The following is a 17,311-nucleotide window of genomic DNA, read 5'->3' on the forward strand; positions in this document are numbered from 1 at the left end:
GCCTGACACCACGATCGCCGTGTCGGTGACACTCTCGAACCGATGACTTCGACGCTCGGCCGGTCCACCCGGCACGTTCCAACCGACGACGACAGCCTGGACCCGGAGCGGTTTCGCATCCTGCTCGGCACCGCGGCCCGCGTTCCGGCGGTGACGCTCGCCGTCGTGGCCACCATCGTGGTGACGACGATGGTCGTCGCCAACAGCGACCTCACCGGCATCTACGCTGCGATCGCCGGCACGTGGCTCGCACTGCACCAGGTGACGCTTACGATCGACGGCACGTCGCTCGGTGTGCTGCCGCTGCTGCCCACCGCGGTCCTGGTGTGGCAGGCGGCGCGCGGGTGTGCGTCCGCGGCCGACGCGCTCGTCGAGAACAGTGGGTACGCCCTCGACCGTCAGGATGTCTCGCGCATCACCGTCGCCGTCCTCGCCGGCCCGCTACTGGTGACCGCGGCGTCGCTGATCGTGTTGCAGGATGCGGCGAGCGTGCTGCCGGTGACGCCTCCGAATGCAGCTGCCGCGCTCGCGTGGGTCACCGGCATCTACCTGGTCGCGGCTCTCATCGGTATCGGCTCCCGTGTGTGGAAGCCGCTGGTGCGCTACTACTCGGCTCCCGATTGGCTCGTGCTCGCCTTCCGTCCGGCACTGCGGGTGCTGCTGGGGATGTTCGCCCTCGGTGGGGTGGCGGTCGTCGCCGGACTGCTGTGGTCGTGGAACGTCGTCGGTGAACTGCTCGCGCGCGGGCATCACTGGACCGGCGTGCTGGGGCTGACGGTGATGTCGATCCTGTACCTGCCCAACGTCATCATCGGTGCCGCGGCCGTTCTGGCGGGCAGCACCGTGCACTTCGGCGACATCCACCTGAGCCTGTTCGAGGCGACGGGCGGTGACCTCCCGGCGCTGCCGGTGCTCGCGGCGGTCCCCTCGGGTCCGGCCGCAGCGTTCTGGCCGGTGCTGCTGGCCGTTCCGGCGACGATCGGTGCGCTGCTCGGACGTTTCGCCGCGCAGCGAACCCTGCAGGCGAAGGCCGACGGTGCCCCGGTGGGCAGCGCCGACGCTTCATGGACGGTGCTCGCTGCCGCAGCGGGCGCCGGACTCGTCACGGCGCTGGCGACCTGGGTCGCGGGCGGCCCGCTCGGCGTCTTCGGCACGGTCGGCGCCAACTGGTGGCTCGCCGGCATCCTCGTCTTCGCCTGGTCGGGCCTGCTCGGCATCATCACGGCGCAGCTGCTCGTGTGGCGCGAAGGACGATTGGCCGCGGTGGCACTGCGCGCCGACACCGAGGTGGACGAGGAGACCTCGGAGGATGCGGCGGACGCGGCCGAGGCCGACGACGCCGCTGATGCAGGAGCCGACGGAGAACTCGAGGCGGCCGAGAGCGAGACCTCGGCACTCGAAGCTCCTGTGGCAGAGGACACCACCGCCGCCGAGCGCGAGGTCGCAGAAGTCGACGGGGACGAAGCCGCTGCAGTCGACGAGGACGAGGCTGCCGAGGACGACGCGGAGAACCTCGAAGAGGATGCGGACGCCGACGACGTCATCGACGCCGAGGTGGTCGAGGTCGTCGACGAGGATGACGCCGAGGACGACGACGAGCCCGACAAGGAGGTCGCGAACGAGGCCGAAAAGGGCGCCGACTAGGCTCTCCTACGGCCGGTCGATCGGCCGACCCGCCTCGACTTCACAGGAGTGGACCCTGACTGCCTCGCGTGACCAGCTGCCGCCCACCGCGCCGGCGCGGCTCGTCGTCCTCGCTTCGGGCACGGGCAGCCTCTTGCGTTCGCTGCTCGACGCCACCCGGACCGACGGATATCCCGCGACAGTCGTCGCTGTCGGTGTCGACCGCGAATGCCCCGCCGAAGGGCACGCCGCCGACGAGGGGATCCCCTCGTTCCGCGTCGCGTTGCGCGACTTCGAGGACCGCACCGCGTGGGACCGCGCGCTGACCGACGCGGTCGCCGCCCACGAACCCGACCTCGTGGTGTCCGCAGGCTTCATGAAGATCCTGGGTTCGGCGTTCCTGGAACGGTTCGCCGGCCGCATCATCAACACTCATCCCGCGCTGCTGCCGTCGTTCCCCGGCGCGCACGCCGTCGCCGACGCCCTGGCCTACGGCGTCAAGGTCACCGGTTCGACGGTGCATCTCGTCGACGGGGGAGTCGACACCGGACCGATCCTCGCGCAGGAAGCCGTGCAGGTGCTCGACGACGACGACGAGGACACCCTGCACGAGCGCATCAAGGTTGTGGAGCGGCGGCTGCTGGCCGAGATGGTCGCCGCCGTCGCCACCCGTGGAGTTGTTTCCGATGGACGAAAGGCCGTGATCCCCGGTGACCGAACGTAAGACTGTGCGCCGCGCGCTGGTCAGCGTGTACGACAAGAGCGGGCTGGTGGAGCTGGCGACAGGGCTCCACGCGGCAGGTGTCGAGCTGGTCTCGACCGGCTCCACGGCCAAGACCATCGCCGACGCAGGCGTGCCGGTGACGAAGGTCGAGGAACTGACCGGCTTCCCCGAGTGCCTCGAGGGCCGGGTGAAGACCCTGCACCCGCGCGTGCACGCCGGCATCCTCGCCGACACCCGCAAGCAGGACCACCTCGATCAGATCGCCGATCTGGGCATCGAGGCGTTCGAACTCGTCGTCGTGAACCTCTACCCGTTCACGCAGACGGTCGCCTCGGGTGCGAGCCCCGACGAGTGCGTCGAGCAGATCGACATCGGTGGCCCGTCGATGGTGCGTGCCGCGGCGAAGAACCACCCGTCGGTCGCGGTCGTCGTCGACCCGGCCGCCTACGGTGACGTGCTCGCCGCCGTCGAGGGTGGCGGTTTCACCCTCGAGCAGCGAAAGCGTCTTGCCGCGCAGGCGTTCCAGCACACCGCCGCCTACGACGTCGCGGTGGCGAGCTGGATGAACAGCGGTTACGCGGCGCCCGAGGGCGACGAGTCGCAGTTCCCGGCGTGGACCGGCGCTACCTGGACCCGCGCGAATGTCCTTCGCTACGGCGAGAACCCGCACCAGGCCGCGGCCCTGTACGTGAACGAGGCCGGTGAGCCGGGGCTCGCGCAGGCCGAGCAGTTCCACGGCAAGGAGATGTCCTACAACAACTACCAGGACGCCGACGCCGCCTGGCGCGCCGCGCACGACCACAGCGAGCCGTGCGTCGCGATCATCAAGCACGCCAATCCGTGTGGCATCGCGATCGCCGACGACATCGCCACCGCGCACCGCAACGCGCACGAGTGCGATCCGGTCTCGGCCTTCGGTGGCGTCATCGCCGCCAACCGTGAGGTGAGCGTCGAGATGGCGGAGCAGGTCGCCGAGATCTTCACCGAGGTGATCATCGCCCCGTCGTACGCCGACGGGGCTGTCGACGTGCTCTCCCGCAAGAAGAACATCCGCATCCTGCGCGCCGATTCGCCGAAGTCGGCTCCGGTCGAGATCCGTCAGATCTCCGGCGGGCTGCTCCTGCAGGAGCGCGACGTGCTCACCGCGGACGGCGACTCCACCGCCAACTGGCAGCTCGCGTGCGGCGAGGCGGCCGACGAGGCCACGCTGCGCGATCTCGAATTCGCCTGGCGCGCATGCCGTGCAGTGAAGTCCAACGCGATCCTGCTGGCCTCGGGCGGCGCGACCGTCGGTGTCGGTATGGGTCAGGTCAACCGCGTCGACTCGGCGCGACTCGCCGTCACCCGTGCGGGTGATCGTGTCGCCGGGTCGGTGGCCGCGTCGGATGCCTTCTTCCCGTTCGCCGACGGTCTACAGGTGCTGACCGAGGCCGGCGTGAAGGCGATCGTGCAGCCGGGTGGCTCGGTGCGCGACAACGAGGTCATCGAGGCCGCTCGCGAGGCCGGCGTGACGCTGTACCTCACCGGCGCGCGGCACTTCGCGCACTAGTCACGAACACACACGCGCGGCACCCACGCGCATCGTCGCTCAGGCGGCGTGCGCGTGGGTGCCGTTGTCGTGCGCGGTGGGTTCGACGGTGCGCTTGCCGCGCCCCTCGGAGATGACGAGCTTGGCAGCGCCGCGGTCGAGCAGCTCGCGGATGAGATCCGCGGAGGCGGCGCCGCTCTCGGTACCGCCGACCCGGCTCAGGTCGATGGTGATGGCGTGACCGGTGAGGTCGTCGGGCAGTTCGGTCGACACGGTGCCGCCGGATTCGATTCTCAGTTTCATGGTGTTTCTCCTGTCGAGGTGATCTTGTACGGGTCGCGGTCGGGGATAGAGAAAGGGCACCCGGGGCGTATGTGCCCCGAGTGCCCGAGAACGAGTCGTCGTGTGACTTCTATTCTCGGGATCGCTCCGCCGCGAAGTGGAAGAAGAAGTGAGAAAACGGTACGGAACAACCGGCTACGTACATGTGCTTGTATCGCATCGGACCGTACCTTTCTCATGTGAACCAGTTGGTTAACGGATGACCATACACGAACAACGCGGAATGGACATTTGTTATTTCCGCGTCGTCCGTGCGTGGGGGTGGGCCGATCAGCCCCTCAGCTTGTCGAGCCACGCCTCGAAACCGGACGTGAACTCGTCGGAGAAGGGCAGGTCGGCGACGTAGTCGGCGCCCGTCGACTGCTGGTCGCCGATGTCCTTGAGCACGTGGTTGGTGCGCGTCATGCGCAGCGACGTCAGACGGGTGTGGACGAGTGCCGCGTCGAGCGCGTCGACGTCCTCGACCCGCACCTGGATGTCCTTGGACGAGACCGCGGTGAGCACCGGCAGGTCGCCGGCGACCTGTGCGGCGAGCATCCGCGGATCGAGCGCGTCCTCCTCGGCGAGTGCCTTCGCGTTGGTGGGGACGAGCCCGGCGTTGCGCAGCGGCTCGGGGAGAGTGTCGCTGAGGGTGCCGTCGGCGCGGAGCGACTCGACCGCGCCGGTGAGCGCGACCCGCAGTTCATCGGCGATCTGGACGGGAAGTTGTCCCGCGGCGACGACGGCGTCGAGCTGTGCGTCGATCTGGGCGGTCAGCAGGTCGAGCAGGCGCACGGCGAGCGGTTCGAGCAGGCCGAGTCCGGCGATCGAGTCGTTGTCCTGGGCGAGCGACAGCGCGATCAGCGCGCCCTCGCTGTGCCCGACGACGTAGAGCCGCTCCGGGTCGACCCCGCGCTGCGAACCGAGGAAGGCGAGCGCATCGGCGGCGCCGTCGATGAATGTCGAGAAACCGAGATCGGCGACGTCCTCGACGCTGTACGGGCCGAGCGCGGTCACACCGCTGCCGAGCTTGTCGTAGCGCAGACTCGCGAATCCCTTGCGTTCGAGCACGTCGGCGAGATGCCGCAGGGTGCCGATCGATCCGGGGAGCAGTGCGCTGTCGCCGTTGCGGTCGGTGGGACCGCTGCCGGCGAGCAGCAGCACGGCGGGCACCGGACCCCTCATGGAGACGGGTACCCGCAGGCTGCCGTGCAGGGTCACGTCGCCGCTGGAAAAGGTGATCTCGGTGTCCGACATGTCATGTGTCTATCAGAAGTCGCCGGACCGGCCCGTGTCGAGGGCGCCGCGGTGTGGCGTCGGTTTCGTGCGTGACGAACGGGCCCGGCGTACCCGACGGTAGCCCCGTACGCCGAGCCATCCGAACAGCGCCAGCAGCGGGACGACGAGCAGGGGAGCGAGCAGCGCGATCAGCGACGTGACGAACGAGGCGACGCTCTCGACGATCGACAGCACCGGGTTGCCGAAACCGGCGGTGGTCGCGGTACTCGCGACCCGCGTGCCCGTCTGCGCCGTGCTCACCGCCAGGGCGGTCGGGGCGCCGATGACGATGCCCGCGAGTGCCGCCATCGCGGGATCGAGACTCGCGAAGGCCGCCCACGCCGCAAGCGCACCCGCGACCGGCCGGGTCACCGTGCCGAGGGCGGACAGTGCGTTGTCCACGAGCGGCACGAGGTCGGCGACGACCTCCACGGCGGTGGCGATCGTCAGGGCGACGAGCGCCGAGGTGCACCCGAGCCACTGCATCGATTCGTTGAGGACGACCCCGAAGAGTTCGAAGTGGACCGCGGCCGACAGGAGCAGCAGCGGCAGGAAGGTGCGCAGCCCGGTGGCGGCCGCGAGCCCCAGCCCGAGCAGGGCCGCCAGGATCCAGGTGTCCATGCGGCGAGTGTAGGCGGACCGGTCGCGGGATCGCGGATGCCGAAACGGCGGTTCGGTCGTACCTTGGGTGAGGTGACGTCACCCACACCGCGCCCCTCCACGGTCGGCGAGCTCCGCGCCTCCGGCCACGTGCAACGGTCCGTCAAGGACGAGATCCGGCACAACCTGCTCGCTGCGCTGCGCGACGGTACCGATCCGTGGCCCGGCATCCTCGGTTTCGAGGACACCGTCGTCCCGCAGCTCGAACGCGCCCTCATCGCCGGTCACGACGTGGTCCTGCTCGGCGAACGCGGTCAGGGCAAGACCCGCCTGCTACGTACCCTGCCGCTGCTGCTCGACGAATGGACCCCGGTCATCGCCGGTTCGGAGCTCGGCGAGCATCCCTACGAGCCCATCACCCCGGCGTCGATCCGCCGGGCCGCCGAACTCGGCGACGACCTGCCCGTCGCGTGGCGGCACCGCAGCGAGCGGTACGCCGAGAAGCTCGCGACGCCCGACACTTCGGTTGCCGACCTCGTCGGCGACGTCGACCCCGTGAAGGTCGCCGAGGGCCGCAGCCTCGGTGATCCGGAGACGATCCACTTCGGTCTCGTGCCCCGCGCGCACCGCGGCATCGTCGCCGTCAACGAACTGCCCGACCTGGCCGAACGCATCCAGGTGTCGCTGCTCAACGTCATGGAGGAACGCGACATCCAGGTGCGCGGTTACACGTTGCGCCTGCCCCTCGACGTGTTGCTCGTGGCGAGTGCGAACCCCGAGGACTACACGAATCGCGGCCGCATCATCACTCCGCTCAAGGACCGCTTCGGAGCGGAGATCCGCACGCACTACCCGACGCGACTCGAGGACGAGATCGCCGTCATCGAGCAGGAGGCGCATCTGCAGGCCCGCGTCCCCGACTATCTGCTCGAGATCCTGGCACGGTTCACCCGGCTGCTGCGCGAATCGACGTCCGTCGACCAGCGTTCGGGTGTCTCTGCACGGTTCGCCGTCGCCGGCGCCGAGACCGTCTCGGCCGCGGCCCTGCATCGCGGTGCGGTCCTCGGCGAGGACGATCCGGTCGCGCGTCCCGTCGATCTCGGCACCGTCGTGGAGGTGCTCCGAGGCAAGGTCGAGTTCGAATCCGGCGAGGAGGGAAGGGAATTCGAGATCCTCGATCATCTCCTCCGGCGCGCGACGGCCGAAACGGCCCGCTCGCGACTCGCGGGCGTCGATCTCGGGCCGCTCGTCTCCGCCGTCGAGCAGGGCGAGCCGGTGGTCACCGGTGAGCGGATCACCGCGAAGGTGCTGCTCGACGAACTCCCCGAACTGCCTGTGCTCGATGCCGTCGCCGAACGGCTCGGTGCCACCGACACCGGAAGTCGCGCTGCGGCAGTGGAACTCGCCCTCGAAGGTCTGTATCTGGCACGGCGCATCGCCAAGGACACCGGCGACGACGGCTCGGCGGTGTACTCCCGATGAGCAGGTCCGCCCGCTACGGTCCGTATACCGGGGGCGATCCGCTCGCCCCACCGGTGGACCTGCGCGACGCGCTCGCCGCGATCGGCGACGACGTCATGGCCGGCGCCTCACCCAAGCGCGCCCTGCGGGAGTTGCTGCGCCGCGGTCACGACGGTATGCGTGGCCTCGACAAGCTTGCCGCGCAGGCGAATCGGCGTCGACGGCAGCTGCTCGACCGCACCAACCTCGACGGCACCCTCCAGGAGGTGCGCGAGCTTCTCGATCGCGCCGTGCTCGAGGAACGCAAAGAACTGGCCCGGGCCCTCGACGACGACGCGCGGTTCGCCGAGATGCGGATCGAGGAACTGCCGCCGTCGACGGCGCAGGCCGTGCAGGAACTCGCCGACTACGACTGGCGCAGCGCGCAGGCCCGACAGGATTACGAGAAGATCCGCGACCTGCTCGGCCGGGAGATGCTCGACCAGCGCTTCTCCGGGATGAAGCAGGCGCTCGAGGGGGCCACCGACGAGGACCGGCAACGCATCTCGGAGATGCTCGAGGACCTCAACGACCTGCTCGACAAGCACTCCCGCGGTGAGGACACCGAGGAGGACTTCGAGCAGTTCATGGCCCAGCACGGCGAGTTCTTCCCGGAGAACCCGCAGAACGTCGAGGAACTGCTCGACTCCCTCGCACAGCGGGCCGCGGCGGCGCAGCGGCTGCGCAACTCCCTCACCCCCGAGCAGCGCGACGAACTCGACGCTCTCGCACAGCAGGCGTTCGGATCCCCGGATCTGATGAGCCAGCTCGACCGTCTCGACGGCCACCTGCGGGCCGCGCGTCCCGGCGAGGACTGGACCGGCTCCGAGCAGGTGCGCGGCGAACAGGGCATGGGTCTCGGCGAGGCCACCTCGGCGCTGCAGGAGTTGTCCGAACTCGACCAGCTCGCCGAGCAGCTGTCGCAGCAGTACGCCGGGGCGTCCCTCGACGACATCGACCTCGACGCGCTCGCCCGTCATCTCGGACCCGAGGCCGCGGCCGATGCACGCACCCTCGCCGAACTCGAGAAAGAACTGCAGCGACAGGGCTTCTTCGACCGTGGTGCCGACGGGCAGTGGCGACTGTCGCCCAAGGCCATGCGCCGGCTCGGCGAAGCGGCGCTGCGCGACGTCGTCAACCGCATCTCGTCGCGCACCGGGCAACGCGAGTCGCGGCGGGTGGGTGTGCTCGGCGAACCGACCGGCGCGTCGAAAGCATGGGAGTTCGGCGACACCGAACCGTGGGACGTCGTACGGACCCTCACCAACGCGACCCTGCGCAGTCCCGGTCTGCCGGTGCGGATGTCGGTGCAGGACGTCGAGGTGATCGAGACCGAGCAGCGGACGCAGGCGGCGGTCGCGCTGCTCGTCGACACGTCGTTCTCGATGGTCATGGACGGTCGCTGGGTGCCGATGAAACGCACGGCCCTCGCGCTCAACCATCTCGTGTCCACGCGCTTCCGCGGGGATGCGTTGCAGCTCATCGCGTTCGGTCGGCACGCCCGGGTGGTGTCGGCGCCCGAACTCGCCGGGCTCGACGGCGTCTACGAGCAGGGCACCAATCTGCACCACGCCCTGATGCTCGCGGGTCGTCACCTGCGTCGACATCCCAACGCGCAGCCGGTGGTCTTCGTCGTCACCGACGGTGAACCCACCGCTCACCTCGAACCGGACGGCTTCGCGGCCTTCGACTACCCGCCGAGCGCACGCACTCTGGGGCTGACGGTGCGCGAACTCGACCACATCGCGCGGCTCGGCGCCCAGGTCACGATCTTCCGGCTCGGCAGCGATCCGGGGCTCGCGCGGGTCGTCGACGTGCTGGCGCGTCGCGTCGGGGGACGAGTGGTCGCGCCCGATGTCGACGGTCTCGGGGCGGCGGTCGTCGCCGACTACGTGCGGGCCCGTCGGCGGTCGTAGGAACTCGGCGCGAGGCGCCCCGGGAACTCAGTGGCGCACCGACCGCCACGTGGTCGTCGCTGCGGCGGACAGCAGGGCGGCGGTCACCCAGAAGATCGACGCGACACCGGCGACCCCGGCGATCGCGCCGGCCACCATGGGCACCGCGACCTGCCCGAGACGGTTGCCGGTCAATCGCACCGCCAGCGCCGACGCGCGGTCGGCCGGTGCGACGAGTTCGACCACCCACGTCATCGTCAGGGGTTGGCCGACGCCCCAGAACATTCCGCACACGGCCAGCAACGCGCCGATGACCCAGGGATTCGGCACGAGCGGCAGCAGCGCGACCGGCACGATGGTCCCGGCGGTCGCGGAGACGAGCAGCCACCTGCGCGGAATCCGGCGCAACGCCCACGGCAGCAGAGCACGCGAGACGATCGACGTCACGGTGCGGGCGGTGAGCAGGATCGACACCAGAAGCACACCGAACCCGAACTGCTCACCGAGCAACGGCAGGTAGGCCACGACCAGGTCGACCGAGGCGAGGACCACCAGGCTCGACAGCATTGCGGGCTTCATGCCCTTCGTCGCGAGCATCGACAGGATCGACTGCGGCGCGCCGTCCTCCGCGGTGCGACCGGAGCCGGGCGGCTCGCGGAGCCCCAGCACCAGCGGCAGGGAGAGCAGCGAAAACACCGTCATGACCAGCAACGCTCCAGTGGTCTCGACGGAGCCGTTGCCGTCGCCGGTGGTCGCGGCGATCACGCCGGCGACGGGCACACCGACGGCCTGACCGACCGACACACCCAGCGTGAGACCGGCGAACCCGCGATCCAGTTGCCCCGGCGGCGACAGGATCGACACGAATGCCTGCCCCGACACCGTGACGAGCAACTGTCCGAGACCGAGCACGACGTTGCCGGCGGCGAGCACGAACAATCCCGAACTGAGAGCGATCAACCCGGCACCGACCGTGGTGACGACGATGCCCGAACGCAGAATGGCGGTCGTGTGCCCGCGGTCCACGACACGTCCCATCCGCACCGCCGCGATCAGCGGAACGATGGCGTAGAGCGCGGTGACGGCACCGATGGTCGTCGCGTCACCGCCCAGCGCGAGGATCCGGTAGGAGACCAGGACACGGATCGACTGGAATGCCGCGTGCAACAGGGCCGTGGACAAGCACAGATACAGCAGCCAGTGACGCGGAGGATGCGGCATATGTCAGGCGCCGGCGGTCACGACCCGGTCGCCGAGTGGCGACTGCAAGGAGACCTCGAGGGCGCCGACGACGGCGACCATGATGCACATGCGGTCCTGCATCTCCGGCAGCGTGCCGCCGAGGAGCGTCACCGTCACCGTGTCGTCCGTTTCGGTGACGGTCGCGTCGACGCCGAAGCACTCGGGGGTGCCCGTCTCGAAGTGCAGGGCGATCCGGTCGTCGCTCACTCGCGACCACGACAGGATCGTCAGCGGATGCGCATCGACGATGTCGGGTCGCGCCGAGAACGCCGTCGCCCCTGCCGGAACCGGTTCCTCGGGCAGCGCGGGGACGTCCGGTGTACCCGAACTCGATCCGCAGGCCGCGATGAGCAGGCACATCGCGAGGACGGTGATTCCCCGGCAAGCACGGACGACGGAACGCATGGTTCCCACGGTATTCCCGTGTCGCGTGTTCATCACGCCAGCAGGGCGGCGGTCACGCCGATCGCAGGGATGGAGGCGAGGGTGGTGACGAGGGCGGCGTCGCGGGCGAGCACCGTGCCGCGACCGTAAGCGCTCGCGTAGACGAACACGTTCTGCGCGGTGGGTAGCGCGGCGACCACCACGACGGCGAACAGCGCATGGCCGTCGAGGCCGAACACGAAACGCCCCATCAGATACGCGAGCACCGGCTGGGCGAGGATCTTGAGCACCGAGGCGAGCGCGATGTCGCGGCGCGGGCTCGTCCCCTTCTCGAGCACCCGGACGCCCTGCAGCGACAATCCGAACGCGAGCAGCGCACCGGGCACCGACGCGCCGCCGAGCAGATGGAACGGCTGCAGCAACGCCTCGGGAGGCGTCCACCCGCTGATCGCGATGGCGAGTCCGGCCGCGGCGGCCAGGACGATGGGGTTCTTGAACGGCGCGAGCAGGGTGTCGAGGAGCGAGACCCCGGCGCGCATCGTCGACAGGTCGAGCATCGTCAGCGCGATGGGGGAGAGCACGACGATCTGGAACAACAACAGGGGCGCGACGAACGACGCGTCGCCGAGCACGAAGACCGCAATGGGGATGCCGAGGTTCGCGGAGTTGACGTAGCCGGCGCACAGCGCGCCGATGGTCGCCTCGGGAACCGCACGTCGCAGCCAGAGCTTCGCGACGACGAAGTGCACGATCGCGACGGCGAACGCCGTGGCCGCTGCGATGTAGAGATTGGGCGAGAAGATCACCGACAGGTCGGACGTCGCGAGCACGTCGAACAGCAGCGCGGGGGTGGCGACGAAGAAGACGAGCCGGCTGAGCACCGTCTGCGCCTCGTGCCCGAGGGTGCCCAGGCGCCCCAGCGTGAAGCCGATGGCGATGATCACGAAGATGACACTGAACCCCGCGATCACACCCGACACGGTTGCCTAGTCTAAGGACCCCGGAGTGTCGTCCCGCCATCGGACCGCAGCGAGCGTCGAGACCGGTGTTATTTGTGATTCTCGGCCGATCTTCGAAAACAACACCGGTCTCGGGTGCACATACGACGACGCCGCCCCTCCCGATGGGGAGAGGCGGCGTCGGAAGCTACGACCTACTTGCTGCTGACGTAGGGGAGCAAGGCCATCTCACGGGCGTTCTTCACCGCGACGGCCACCTGACGCTGCTGCTGCGGGGTCAGGCCCGTGACGCGACGGCTGCGGATCTTGCCGCGGTCGGAGATGAAGGTGCGGAGCAGATTGACGTCCTTGTAGTCGACGTACTCGATCTTCGCCGCGAAGAGGGGGTTCTTCTTGGGCTTGCGTCCCTCTACGGCACGCGACTTCTTCGACGGTCCTCGCTTGACTGCCATATCTCGCTCCTCACCAGCTCGACTTGTGGACGCCGGGTAGTTCCCCGCGGTGGGCGAGTTCACGCACACGCACTCGTGAGAGCCCGAACTTTCGCAGGTGGCCGCGCGGGCGGCCGTCCGCAGCGTCTCGATTGCGCAATCGTACCGGACTGGCGTCGCGGGGTAGACGCTGCAGTGCCCGCTGGGCTTCGTTGCGCTCTTCGGGCGAGGACGACGGTCGGCGCACGACCTCCTTCAGTTCCTCGCGGCGCTCGGCGTACCGGGCCACGATCGCCTTCCGTTGCTCGTTGCGTGCGATCTTCGATTTCTTCGCCACGACTACTTCTCCTCGCGGAAGTCGACGTGTCTGCGCAGCACGGGGTCGTACTTGCGCAGGACGAGACGGTCGGGATCGTTCCGGCGGTTCTTCCGGGTGACGTAGGTGTAGCCGGTCCCGGCGGTCGAGCGAAGCTTGACGACGGGCCGGATCTCGCTGCGTGCTGCCATCAGAACTTCTCCCCGCGGGCACGCAGACGGGCGACAACGCTCTCGATGCCGTCGCGGTCGACGATCTTGATGCCCTTGGTGGACAGGTTCAGCGCGACCCGGCGTCCGAGCGAGGGTACGAAATAGGTTCTGCGCTGGATGTTCGGGTTCCACCGCCGGCTGGTGCGGACATGGGAGTGCGATACGGATCTCCCGAAACCGGGTCGCCGTCCGGTGAGTTGGCACGTGGCCGACACGTCGGCTCCTTTCGTAGGTAACGACAATCATTTTCGACAAAGTGCGCCGCCAACTGTACGCTTCGACATCGTTAATGACAATCGTTATCGAAAGGAATGCTGTGGACATCAGGACGCCGCTCGTCATCGTCTGCGGATGGCGCGGACGGACTGCGCAGGCCGCGCGGTCACTACTGCGTCCGGGCACCGCGGTCGTCCACCATGACCTGTCCGGTCTCGACCAGGGCGTACTCCGCCGCTCCGTGCTCACCGTCGAGGATGAACGCACCGAGATCCTCGAACTCGCGCACGGGTGCGTCTCCTGCACACTGCGCGAGGATCTGCTGCCGCTTCTGCGCCGCATGCGCGACTACAGCAGCGTCGACCGGATCGTGCTGCACCTCGACCCGCAACTCGAACCCGAGGCATTGTGCTGGGCAGTCGAACATGTCGTGGTGAGCGGGATCGTCGGTCGTGTCGACGGACCCGCGTCCCTCGATGTCCGGGTGGACGGCGTCGTGACCTGCCTCGACGCCGCAACCTGGCTCGAGGACGCGACGGGCGACGACGAACTGAACGAGCGTGTCGACGACGACCGCACCCTGGCGCAGGTCGTCGTCGGCCAGGTCGAGTTCGCCGATGCGCTGGTGGTGCTCCCCGGAGCGGACGGCTGGCAGCAGGCGCGCCTGCACGCGGTACTCACCCGACTCGCCCCGGACGCGCCGATCGCGTGGGCGGGGGAACCGGACGTCGAGCGGCTCCTCCGGGAGATACCCGCCACCGCCCGTCGGGGGGCGATCGACGGGGCGCACTCGCCTCTCCTACGAGGTCAACCGCCTCTCGACGACGACTGCGGAATCCGCCTCGTCGAGTTCTCCGCCGACCGGCCGTTCCATCCGGAACGTCTCCACCACGCGATCGACGTGCTGCTCGACGGCGTCGTGCGCGCCCGCGGGCGACTGTGGGTCGCCACCCAACCCGACAATGCGCTGCTCGTCGAATCAGCCGGTGGAGGACTGCGGGTCGCTCACGCGGGGCCATGGCTCGCGTCGATGACTCCCGATCAGCAGCGCGAGATCCCGGCGGAACGCCGCGCGATGGCGTCGCTGCGCTGGGACGAACGCTACGGCGACCGGGACACGAGCATCGTCGTCCTCGTCCACGACGCCGACTCGGAACTCATCGACCGCACGCTGCGCGCGGCGGTCGTGACAGACGACGAGTTCGCCCGCCCCGATCTGTGGCCGACCTGGCGCGACCCCTTCGGCCGATTCCACGAAGACCCTTGTGACGACCTCCCGGCAGACCGCCGCGACAACGAGAGAGAAGGACACCGATGAAATCAGGCCTGCATCCCGACTACCACCCCGTGGTCTTCCAGGACGCCAACACCGGCGCCACCTTCCTGACCCGCTCCACCGCGACATCCGAACGCACGACCGTCTGGTCGGACGGCCTTACCTACCCGCTCATCGTCGTCGACGTCACGAGCGACTCGCATCCGTTCTGGACGGGCGCCGCCCGCCTGCTCGACACCGCCGGTCGCGTCGAGAAGTTCGAACGCAAGTACGGCCGGCGCCGACCCTGATCCCGCACGTCCCGACCTCGAAGGAGAACGACATGGCAGTCCCCAAACGCAGGAAGTCCCGCTCCAACACCCGTCACCGCCGGTCGCAGTGGACGGCGAAGGTCCCCGATCTCGTGCCGATCACGGTCGACGGAACGACCGTGAAGGTGCCCCGCAGGCTCGTCGAGGCCGTGCACAGGGGTGAGGTCGACCCGCGGACCGACTGAGTCGTAGAGCCCGCCGGCCACCGCGGGTTCTCAGCGCGCTCTCAGTAGGCGCAGGCCACAATGGTGATCATGCGCATTCTGGTGGTCGACGACGACCGTGCAGTGCGGGAGTCGCTGCGCCGGTCACTGAGCTTCAACGGATACACGGTCGACCTCGCGACGGACGGGCAGGACGCCCTCGAACAGGTCGCGACGTCGCGTCCGGATGCGATGGTGCTCGACGTCATGATGCCGCGCGTCGACGGCCTCGAAGTGTGCCGCCGGCTCCGCAGCACCGGCGACGACCTGCCGATCCTCGTCCTCACGGCGCGCGACTCCGTCTCGGAGCGGGTCGCGGGTCTCGACGCGGGGGCCGACGACTACCTGCCGAAACCGTTCGCGCTCGAGGAACTGCTCGCGCGACTGCGGGCGCTGCTGCGTCGTGCCGCGCCCGACCCGGACTCGTCCGCCGACGAGGTGCTGCGGTTCGCCGACCTCAGCCTCGACCCTGCGACCCGCGAGGTCATTCGCGGCGACCGGCCGATCAGCCTCACCCGCACCGAGTTCTCCCTGATGGAGATGCTCATGGCAAACCCGAGGAGGGTCCTCACGCGCAGCCGCATCCTCGAGGAGGTGTGGGGTTACGACTTCCCCACCTCCGGCAACGCCCTCGAGGTCTACGTGGGGTATCTGCGACGCAAGACCGAGGCCGGTGGGGAACCGCGCCTGATCCACACGGTGCGCGGCGTCGGGTACGTGCTGCGCGAGACCCCGCCGTGAGCGACCTGATGCGACCACCTCTTCTCCTGACCCGCTCGGTGCCGCTGCGCATCCGCGTCACGCTTCTCGCGGCCGGCGCAGTGGCGCTCGCCGTCGCCGTCACCTCCATCGCGGCCTACGCCGTGGTCTCGCGGGCGTTGTACTCGGAGGTCGACACCCAGTTGCGGGCGCGGGCCGCCGCGCTCGTCGAGTCGAGCACCCTCATCACCTACGACCCGCGCTACATCGGTGGGGCCCAGCTCTACAGCTCCGACATCAGCGTTGCCCTGATCTACCCGGATCTCGGTAGGTACGTGCCGCCGGGCTCGTCGGTGCCCATCGGCGAACCCGAACTGGCGGTGGCCGAGGGCGACCGGGAGTCGTCGCTGCGCACCGTCGCCCAGCAGCGCGTACTGGCCCAGCGCATGCCCGACGGCAGCACGGTCGTGATCGCGCAGCGACTGCGTCCCACCGTCGAGATCCTCAACCGCCTGGCGAGTGTGCTGTTCATCGTCGGCGGGTGCGGGGTGGTGCTCGCCGCCGCCGTCGGCGCGACCGTCGGCCGCACCGGTCTGCGTCCCGTCGCCCGGCTCACCGCCGCCGCCGAGCGGGTCGCGCGCACCGACGACCTGCGGCCCATCCGGGTGACCGGGCACGACGAGCTCGCCCGCCTCACCGAGAGCTTCAACATGATGCTGCGTGCGCTCGCCGAGTCGCGAGAACGGCAGAGCCGGCTGGTCGCCGACGCCGGCCACGAACTGAAGACACCCCTGACCTCGCTGCGCACCAACATGGAACTGCTCATCGCCGCGAGCCGTCCCGGTGCACCGAGCCTGCCCGACGAGGACATGGCCGAGCTGCGGGCCGACGTCATCGGCCAGATCGAGGAGTTGTCGACGCTCGTCGGCGATCTCGTCGACCTCGCTCGTGAGGATGCGCCGGAGACGGTCTTCGAGGTCGTCGACGTCGCCGAGGTGGTGGACCGCAGTCTCGAACGTGCGCGTCGACGGCGTACCGACATCGAGTTCCGGGCCACCACCGAGCAGTGGTTCGTCTTCGGCGACCAGGCCGGACTCACCCGCGCCGTGGTCAACGTCCTCGACAATGCGGCCAAGTGGAGCCCGGCGGGGGAAGACGTCGTCGTGAACATGCGACAGATCGCCAGCGGTCTGATGGAGCTGACCGTCGACGACGCCGGCCCGGGGATCCCGGAGGAGGAACGCGAACTGGTGTTCGAACGGTTCTACCGGGCGACGACCGCGCGGTCGATGCCGGGATCCGGCCTGGGACTGGCCATCGTGCGACAGATGGTCACGAAGCACGGCGGGACGATCGCCGTCGAACGGTCGGATCGGGGCGGCGCGCTGATCCGCATCGTGCTGCCCGGCACACCGGCCCTCGACGGAGAGACACACCCCACCGAGATCGAATGAATTCGACAGCAGAATCGCGGGTACTTCTGAGGCGACTCTCAGCTGCCCGGTCCATGCTGGACGAAGAAGCGCGGAGGTGCTCGACGCACCCCGCATCATCGGCCACCGCACGCCGACGTCGACCCGTATGCGTCCGGTG

The 17,311-nt window shown here is 69.2% G+C and carries 20 protein-coding genes; 10 read left to right on the plus strand and 10 right to left on the minus strand.

Annotated features, from left to right (window positions below; translation table 11 throughout):
* Nucleotides 1-42: 42 nt before the first annotated feature.
* Genes RBB84_RS00880 through purH form a run of 3 tightly spaced genes read left to right on the plus strand, consistent with a single transcriptional unit; the run spans nt 43 to nt 3,896 of the window.
* Complete coding sequence (locus tag RBB84_RS00880) at nt 43-1,644, plus strand: DUF6350 family protein (RefSeq protein ID WP_064255720.1); 1,602 nt, start codon at nt 43-45, stop codon at nt 1,642-1,644.
* A 55-nt stretch (nt 1,645-1,699) separates the two neighbouring features.
* Nucleotides 1,700-2,347, plus strand: coding sequence for a phosphoribosylglycinamide formyltransferase (purN, locus tag RBB84_RS00885; protein WP_024103172.1), 648 nt, complete (start codon nt 1,700-1,702; stop codon nt 2,345-2,347).
* On the plus strand, nt 2,334-3,896 hold the full coding sequence (gene purH / locus RBB84_RS00890) for a bifunctional phosphoribosylaminoimidazolecarboxamide formyltransferase/IMP cyclohydrolase (protein ID WP_064255721.1): 1,563 nt from the start codon (nt 2,334-2,336) through the stop codon (nt 3,894-3,896). The genes purN and purH overlap by 14 nt, the downstream gene beginning before the upstream one ends.
* A gap of 39 nt (nt 3,897-3,935) precedes the next feature.
* Here purH and RBB84_RS00895 read toward each other — a convergent pair whose 3' ends face one another.
* The 3 genes from RBB84_RS00895 to RBB84_RS00905 form a co-directional block, all read right to left on the minus strand.
* Nucleotides 3,936-4,178 carry a hypothetical protein gene (locus RBB84_RS00895; protein WP_006553768.1) on the minus strand — a complete coding sequence of 81 codons (243 nt, stop codon included), beginning with the start codon at nt 4,176-4,178 and terminating at the stop codon, nt 3,936-3,938.
* 309 nt (nt 4,179-4,487) lie between these two features.
* A complete protein-coding gene (locus tag RBB84_RS00900) occupies nt 4,488-5,453 on the minus strand; it encodes an alpha/beta hydrolase (RefSeq protein ID WP_024103174.1) in 966 nt (321 codons plus the stop codon).
* A 12-nt stretch (nt 5,454-5,465) separates the two neighbouring features.
* Nucleotides 5,466-6,095, minus strand: coding sequence for a DUF4126 domain-containing protein (locus RBB84_RS00905; protein ID WP_350247037.1), 630 nt, complete (start codon nt 6,093-6,095; stop codon nt 5,466-5,468).
* Nucleotides 6,096-6,167: 72 nt separating this feature from the next.
* Between RBB84_RS00905 and RBB84_RS00910 the strand changes: the two genes are divergently transcribed.
* Together RBB84_RS00910 and RBB84_RS00915 are read left to right on the plus strand one after the other, a co-directional pair.
* The gene (locus RBB84_RS00910) at nt 6,168-7,556 is read left to right on the plus strand and encodes an ATP-binding protein (RefSeq protein ID WP_024103175.1); all 1,389 of its coding nucleotides are present in this window, start codon (nt 6,168-6,170) and stop codon (nt 7,554-7,556) included.
* Complete coding sequence (locus tag RBB84_RS00915; protein WP_064255722.1) at nt 7,553-9,490, plus strand: VWA domain-containing protein; 1,938 nt, start codon at nt 7,553-7,555, stop codon at nt 9,488-9,490. Before RBB84_RS00910 ends, RBB84_RS00915 begins: the two co-directional genes overlap by 4 nt.
* A 27-nt stretch (nt 9,491-9,517) precedes the next feature.
* On the opposite strand, the gene RBB84_RS00920 is transcribed toward RBB84_RS00915, so the two are convergent.
* From RBB84_RS00920 to rpmB, 7 genes are all read right to left on the minus strand, one after another.
* Nucleotides 9,518-10,690: an MFS transporter gene (locus RBB84_RS00920; RefSeq protein ID WP_064255723.1), complete on the minus strand. Its 1,173-nt coding sequence runs from the start codon at nt 10,688-10,690 to the stop codon at nt 9,518-9,520.
* Between the two features lie 3 nt (nt 10,691-10,693).
* Nucleotides 10,694-11,116 carry a hypothetical protein gene (locus RBB84_RS00925; protein ID WP_019288797.1) on the minus strand — a complete coding sequence of 141 codons (423 nt, stop codon included), beginning with the start codon at nt 11,114-11,116 and terminating at the stop codon, nt 10,694-10,696.
* Nucleotides 11,117-11,148: 32 nt separating this feature from the next.
* The gene (locus RBB84_RS00930) at nt 11,149-12,075 is read right to left on the minus strand and encodes an AEC family transporter (RefSeq protein ID WP_064061772.1); all 927 of its coding nucleotides are present in this window, start codon (nt 12,073-12,075) and stop codon (nt 11,149-11,151) included.
* Between the two features lie 173 nt (nt 12,076-12,248).
* Nucleotides 12,249-12,506 (minus strand): 30S ribosomal protein S18, encoded by a 258-nt coding sequence (gene rpsR, locus RBB84_RS00935; RefSeq protein WP_006553776.1) that lies wholly within the window; start codon nt 12,504-12,506, stop codon nt 12,249-12,251.
* A 10-nt stretch (nt 12,507-12,516) separates the two neighbouring features.
* Nucleotides 12,517-12,822 (minus strand): 30S ribosomal protein S14, encoded by a 306-nt coding sequence (rpsN, locus tag RBB84_RS00940; RefSeq protein WP_024103180.1) that lies wholly within the window; start codon nt 12,820-12,822, stop codon nt 12,517-12,519.
* 2 nt (nt 12,823-12,824) lie between these two features.
* On the minus strand, nt 12,825-12,992 hold the full coding sequence (rpmG, locus tag RBB84_RS00945) for a 50S ribosomal protein L33 (RefSeq protein ID WP_006553778.1): 168 nt from the start codon (nt 12,990-12,992) through the stop codon (nt 12,825-12,827).
* Entirely contained in the window at nt 12,992-13,228 is a 237-nt protein-coding gene (gene rpmB / locus RBB84_RS00950) for a 50S ribosomal protein L28 (RefSeq protein ID WP_006553779.1), read from the minus strand. Before rpmB ends, rpmG begins: the two co-directional genes overlap by 1 nt.
* A 101-nt stretch (nt 13,229-13,329) precedes the next feature.
* Here rpmB and RBB84_RS00955 point away from each other — a divergent pair, with 101 nt between their 5' ends.
* The 5 genes from RBB84_RS00955 (at nt 13,330) to RBB84_RS00975 (ending at nt 17,172) form a co-directional block, all read left to right on the plus strand.
* A complete protein-coding gene (locus RBB84_RS00955; protein WP_033098236.1) occupies nt 13,330-14,547 on the plus strand; it encodes a GTP-binding protein in 1,218 nt (405 codons plus the stop codon).
* Nucleotides 14,544-14,795: a type B 50S ribosomal protein L31 gene (locus RBB84_RS00960; RefSeq protein ID WP_006553781.1), complete on the plus strand. Its 252-nt coding sequence runs from the start codon at nt 14,544-14,546 to the stop codon at nt 14,793-14,795. Before RBB84_RS00955 ends, RBB84_RS00960 begins: the two co-directional genes overlap by 4 nt.
* A 32-nt stretch (nt 14,796-14,827) precedes the next feature.
* Nucleotides 14,828-15,001, plus strand: a complete 174-nt coding sequence (gene rpmF / locus RBB84_RS00965; RefSeq protein ID WP_006553782.1) for a 50S ribosomal protein L32 — start codon at nt 14,828-14,830, stop codon at nt 14,999-15,001.
* Between the two features lie 69 nt (nt 15,002-15,070).
* Nucleotides 15,071-15,760 (plus strand): response regulator transcription factor, encoded by a 690-nt coding sequence (locus RBB84_RS00970; RefSeq protein WP_064255797.1) that lies wholly within the window; start codon nt 15,071-15,073, stop codon nt 15,758-15,760.
* An 8-nt stretch (nt 15,761-15,768) separates the two neighbouring features.
* Complete coding sequence (locus RBB84_RS00975; RefSeq protein WP_064255798.1) at nt 15,769-17,172, plus strand: HAMP domain-containing sensor histidine kinase; 1,404 nt, start codon at nt 15,769-15,771, stop codon at nt 17,170-17,172.
* The last annotated feature ends 139 nt before the right edge of the window (nt 17,173-17,311 follow it).

The organism is Rhodococcus sp. D-6 (assembly GCF_040256695.1).
GTDB classification, from domain to species: Bacteria; Actinomycetota; Actinomycetes; order Mycobacteriales; family Mycobacteriaceae; genus Rhodococcus; species Rhodococcus pyridinivorans.

What these genes read in the sequence shown, in the direction of transcription:
- RBB84_RS00880 (WP_064255720.1), top strand. Translation starts at nt 43, where the DNA reads ATGACTTCGACGCTCGGCCGGTCCACCCGGCACGTTCCAACCGACGAC.
- RBB84_RS00895 (WP_006553768.1), bottom strand. Translation starts at nt 4,178, where the DNA reads ATGAAACTGAGAATCGAATCCGGCGGCACCGTGTCGACCGAACTGCCC.
- RBB84_RS00900 (WP_024103174.1), bottom strand. Translation starts at nt 5,453, where the DNA reads ATGTCGGACACCGAGATCACCTTTTCCAGCGGCGACGTGACCCTGCAC.
- RBB84_RS00905 (WP_350247037.1), bottom strand. Translation starts at nt 6,095, where the DNA reads ATGGACACCTGGATCCTGGCGGCCCTGCTCGGGCTGGGGCTCGCGGCC.
- RBB84_RS00915 (WP_064255722.1), top strand. Translation starts at nt 7,553, where the DNA reads ATGAGCAGGTCCGCCCGCTACGGTCCGTATACCGGGGGCGATCCGCTC.
- RBB84_RS00920 (WP_064255723.1), bottom strand. Translation starts at nt 10,690, where the DNA reads ATGCCGCATCCTCCGCGTCACTGGCTGCTGTATCTGTGCTTGTCCACG.
- RBB84_RS00925 (WP_019288797.1), bottom strand. Translation starts at nt 11,116, where the DNA reads ATGCGTTCCGTCGTCCGTGCTTGCCGGGGAATCACCGTCCTCGCGATG.
- rpsR (WP_006553776.1), bottom strand. Translation starts at nt 12,506, where the DNA reads ATGGCAGTCAAGCGAGGACCGTCGAAGAAGTCGCGTGCCGTAGAGGGA.
- rpmG (WP_006553778.1), bottom strand. Translation starts at nt 12,992, where the DNA reads ATGGCAGCACGCAGCGAGATCCGGCCCGTCGTCAAGCTTCGCTCGACC.
- RBB84_RS00960 (WP_006553781.1), top strand. Translation starts at nt 14,544, where the DNA reads ATGAAATCAGGCCTGCATCCCGACTACCACCCCGTGGTCTTCCAGGAC.
- rpmF (WP_006553782.1), top strand. Translation starts at nt 14,828, where the DNA reads ATGGCAGTCCCCAAACGCAGGAAGTCCCGCTCCAACACCCGTCACCGC.
- RBB84_RS00970 (WP_064255797.1), top strand. Translation starts at nt 15,071, where the DNA reads ATGCGCATTCTGGTGGTCGACGACGACCGTGCAGTGCGGGAGTCGCTG.
- RBB84_RS00975 (WP_064255798.1), top strand. Translation starts at nt 15,769, where the DNA reads ATGCGACCACCTCTTCTCCTGACCCGCTCGGTGCCGCTGCGCATCCGC.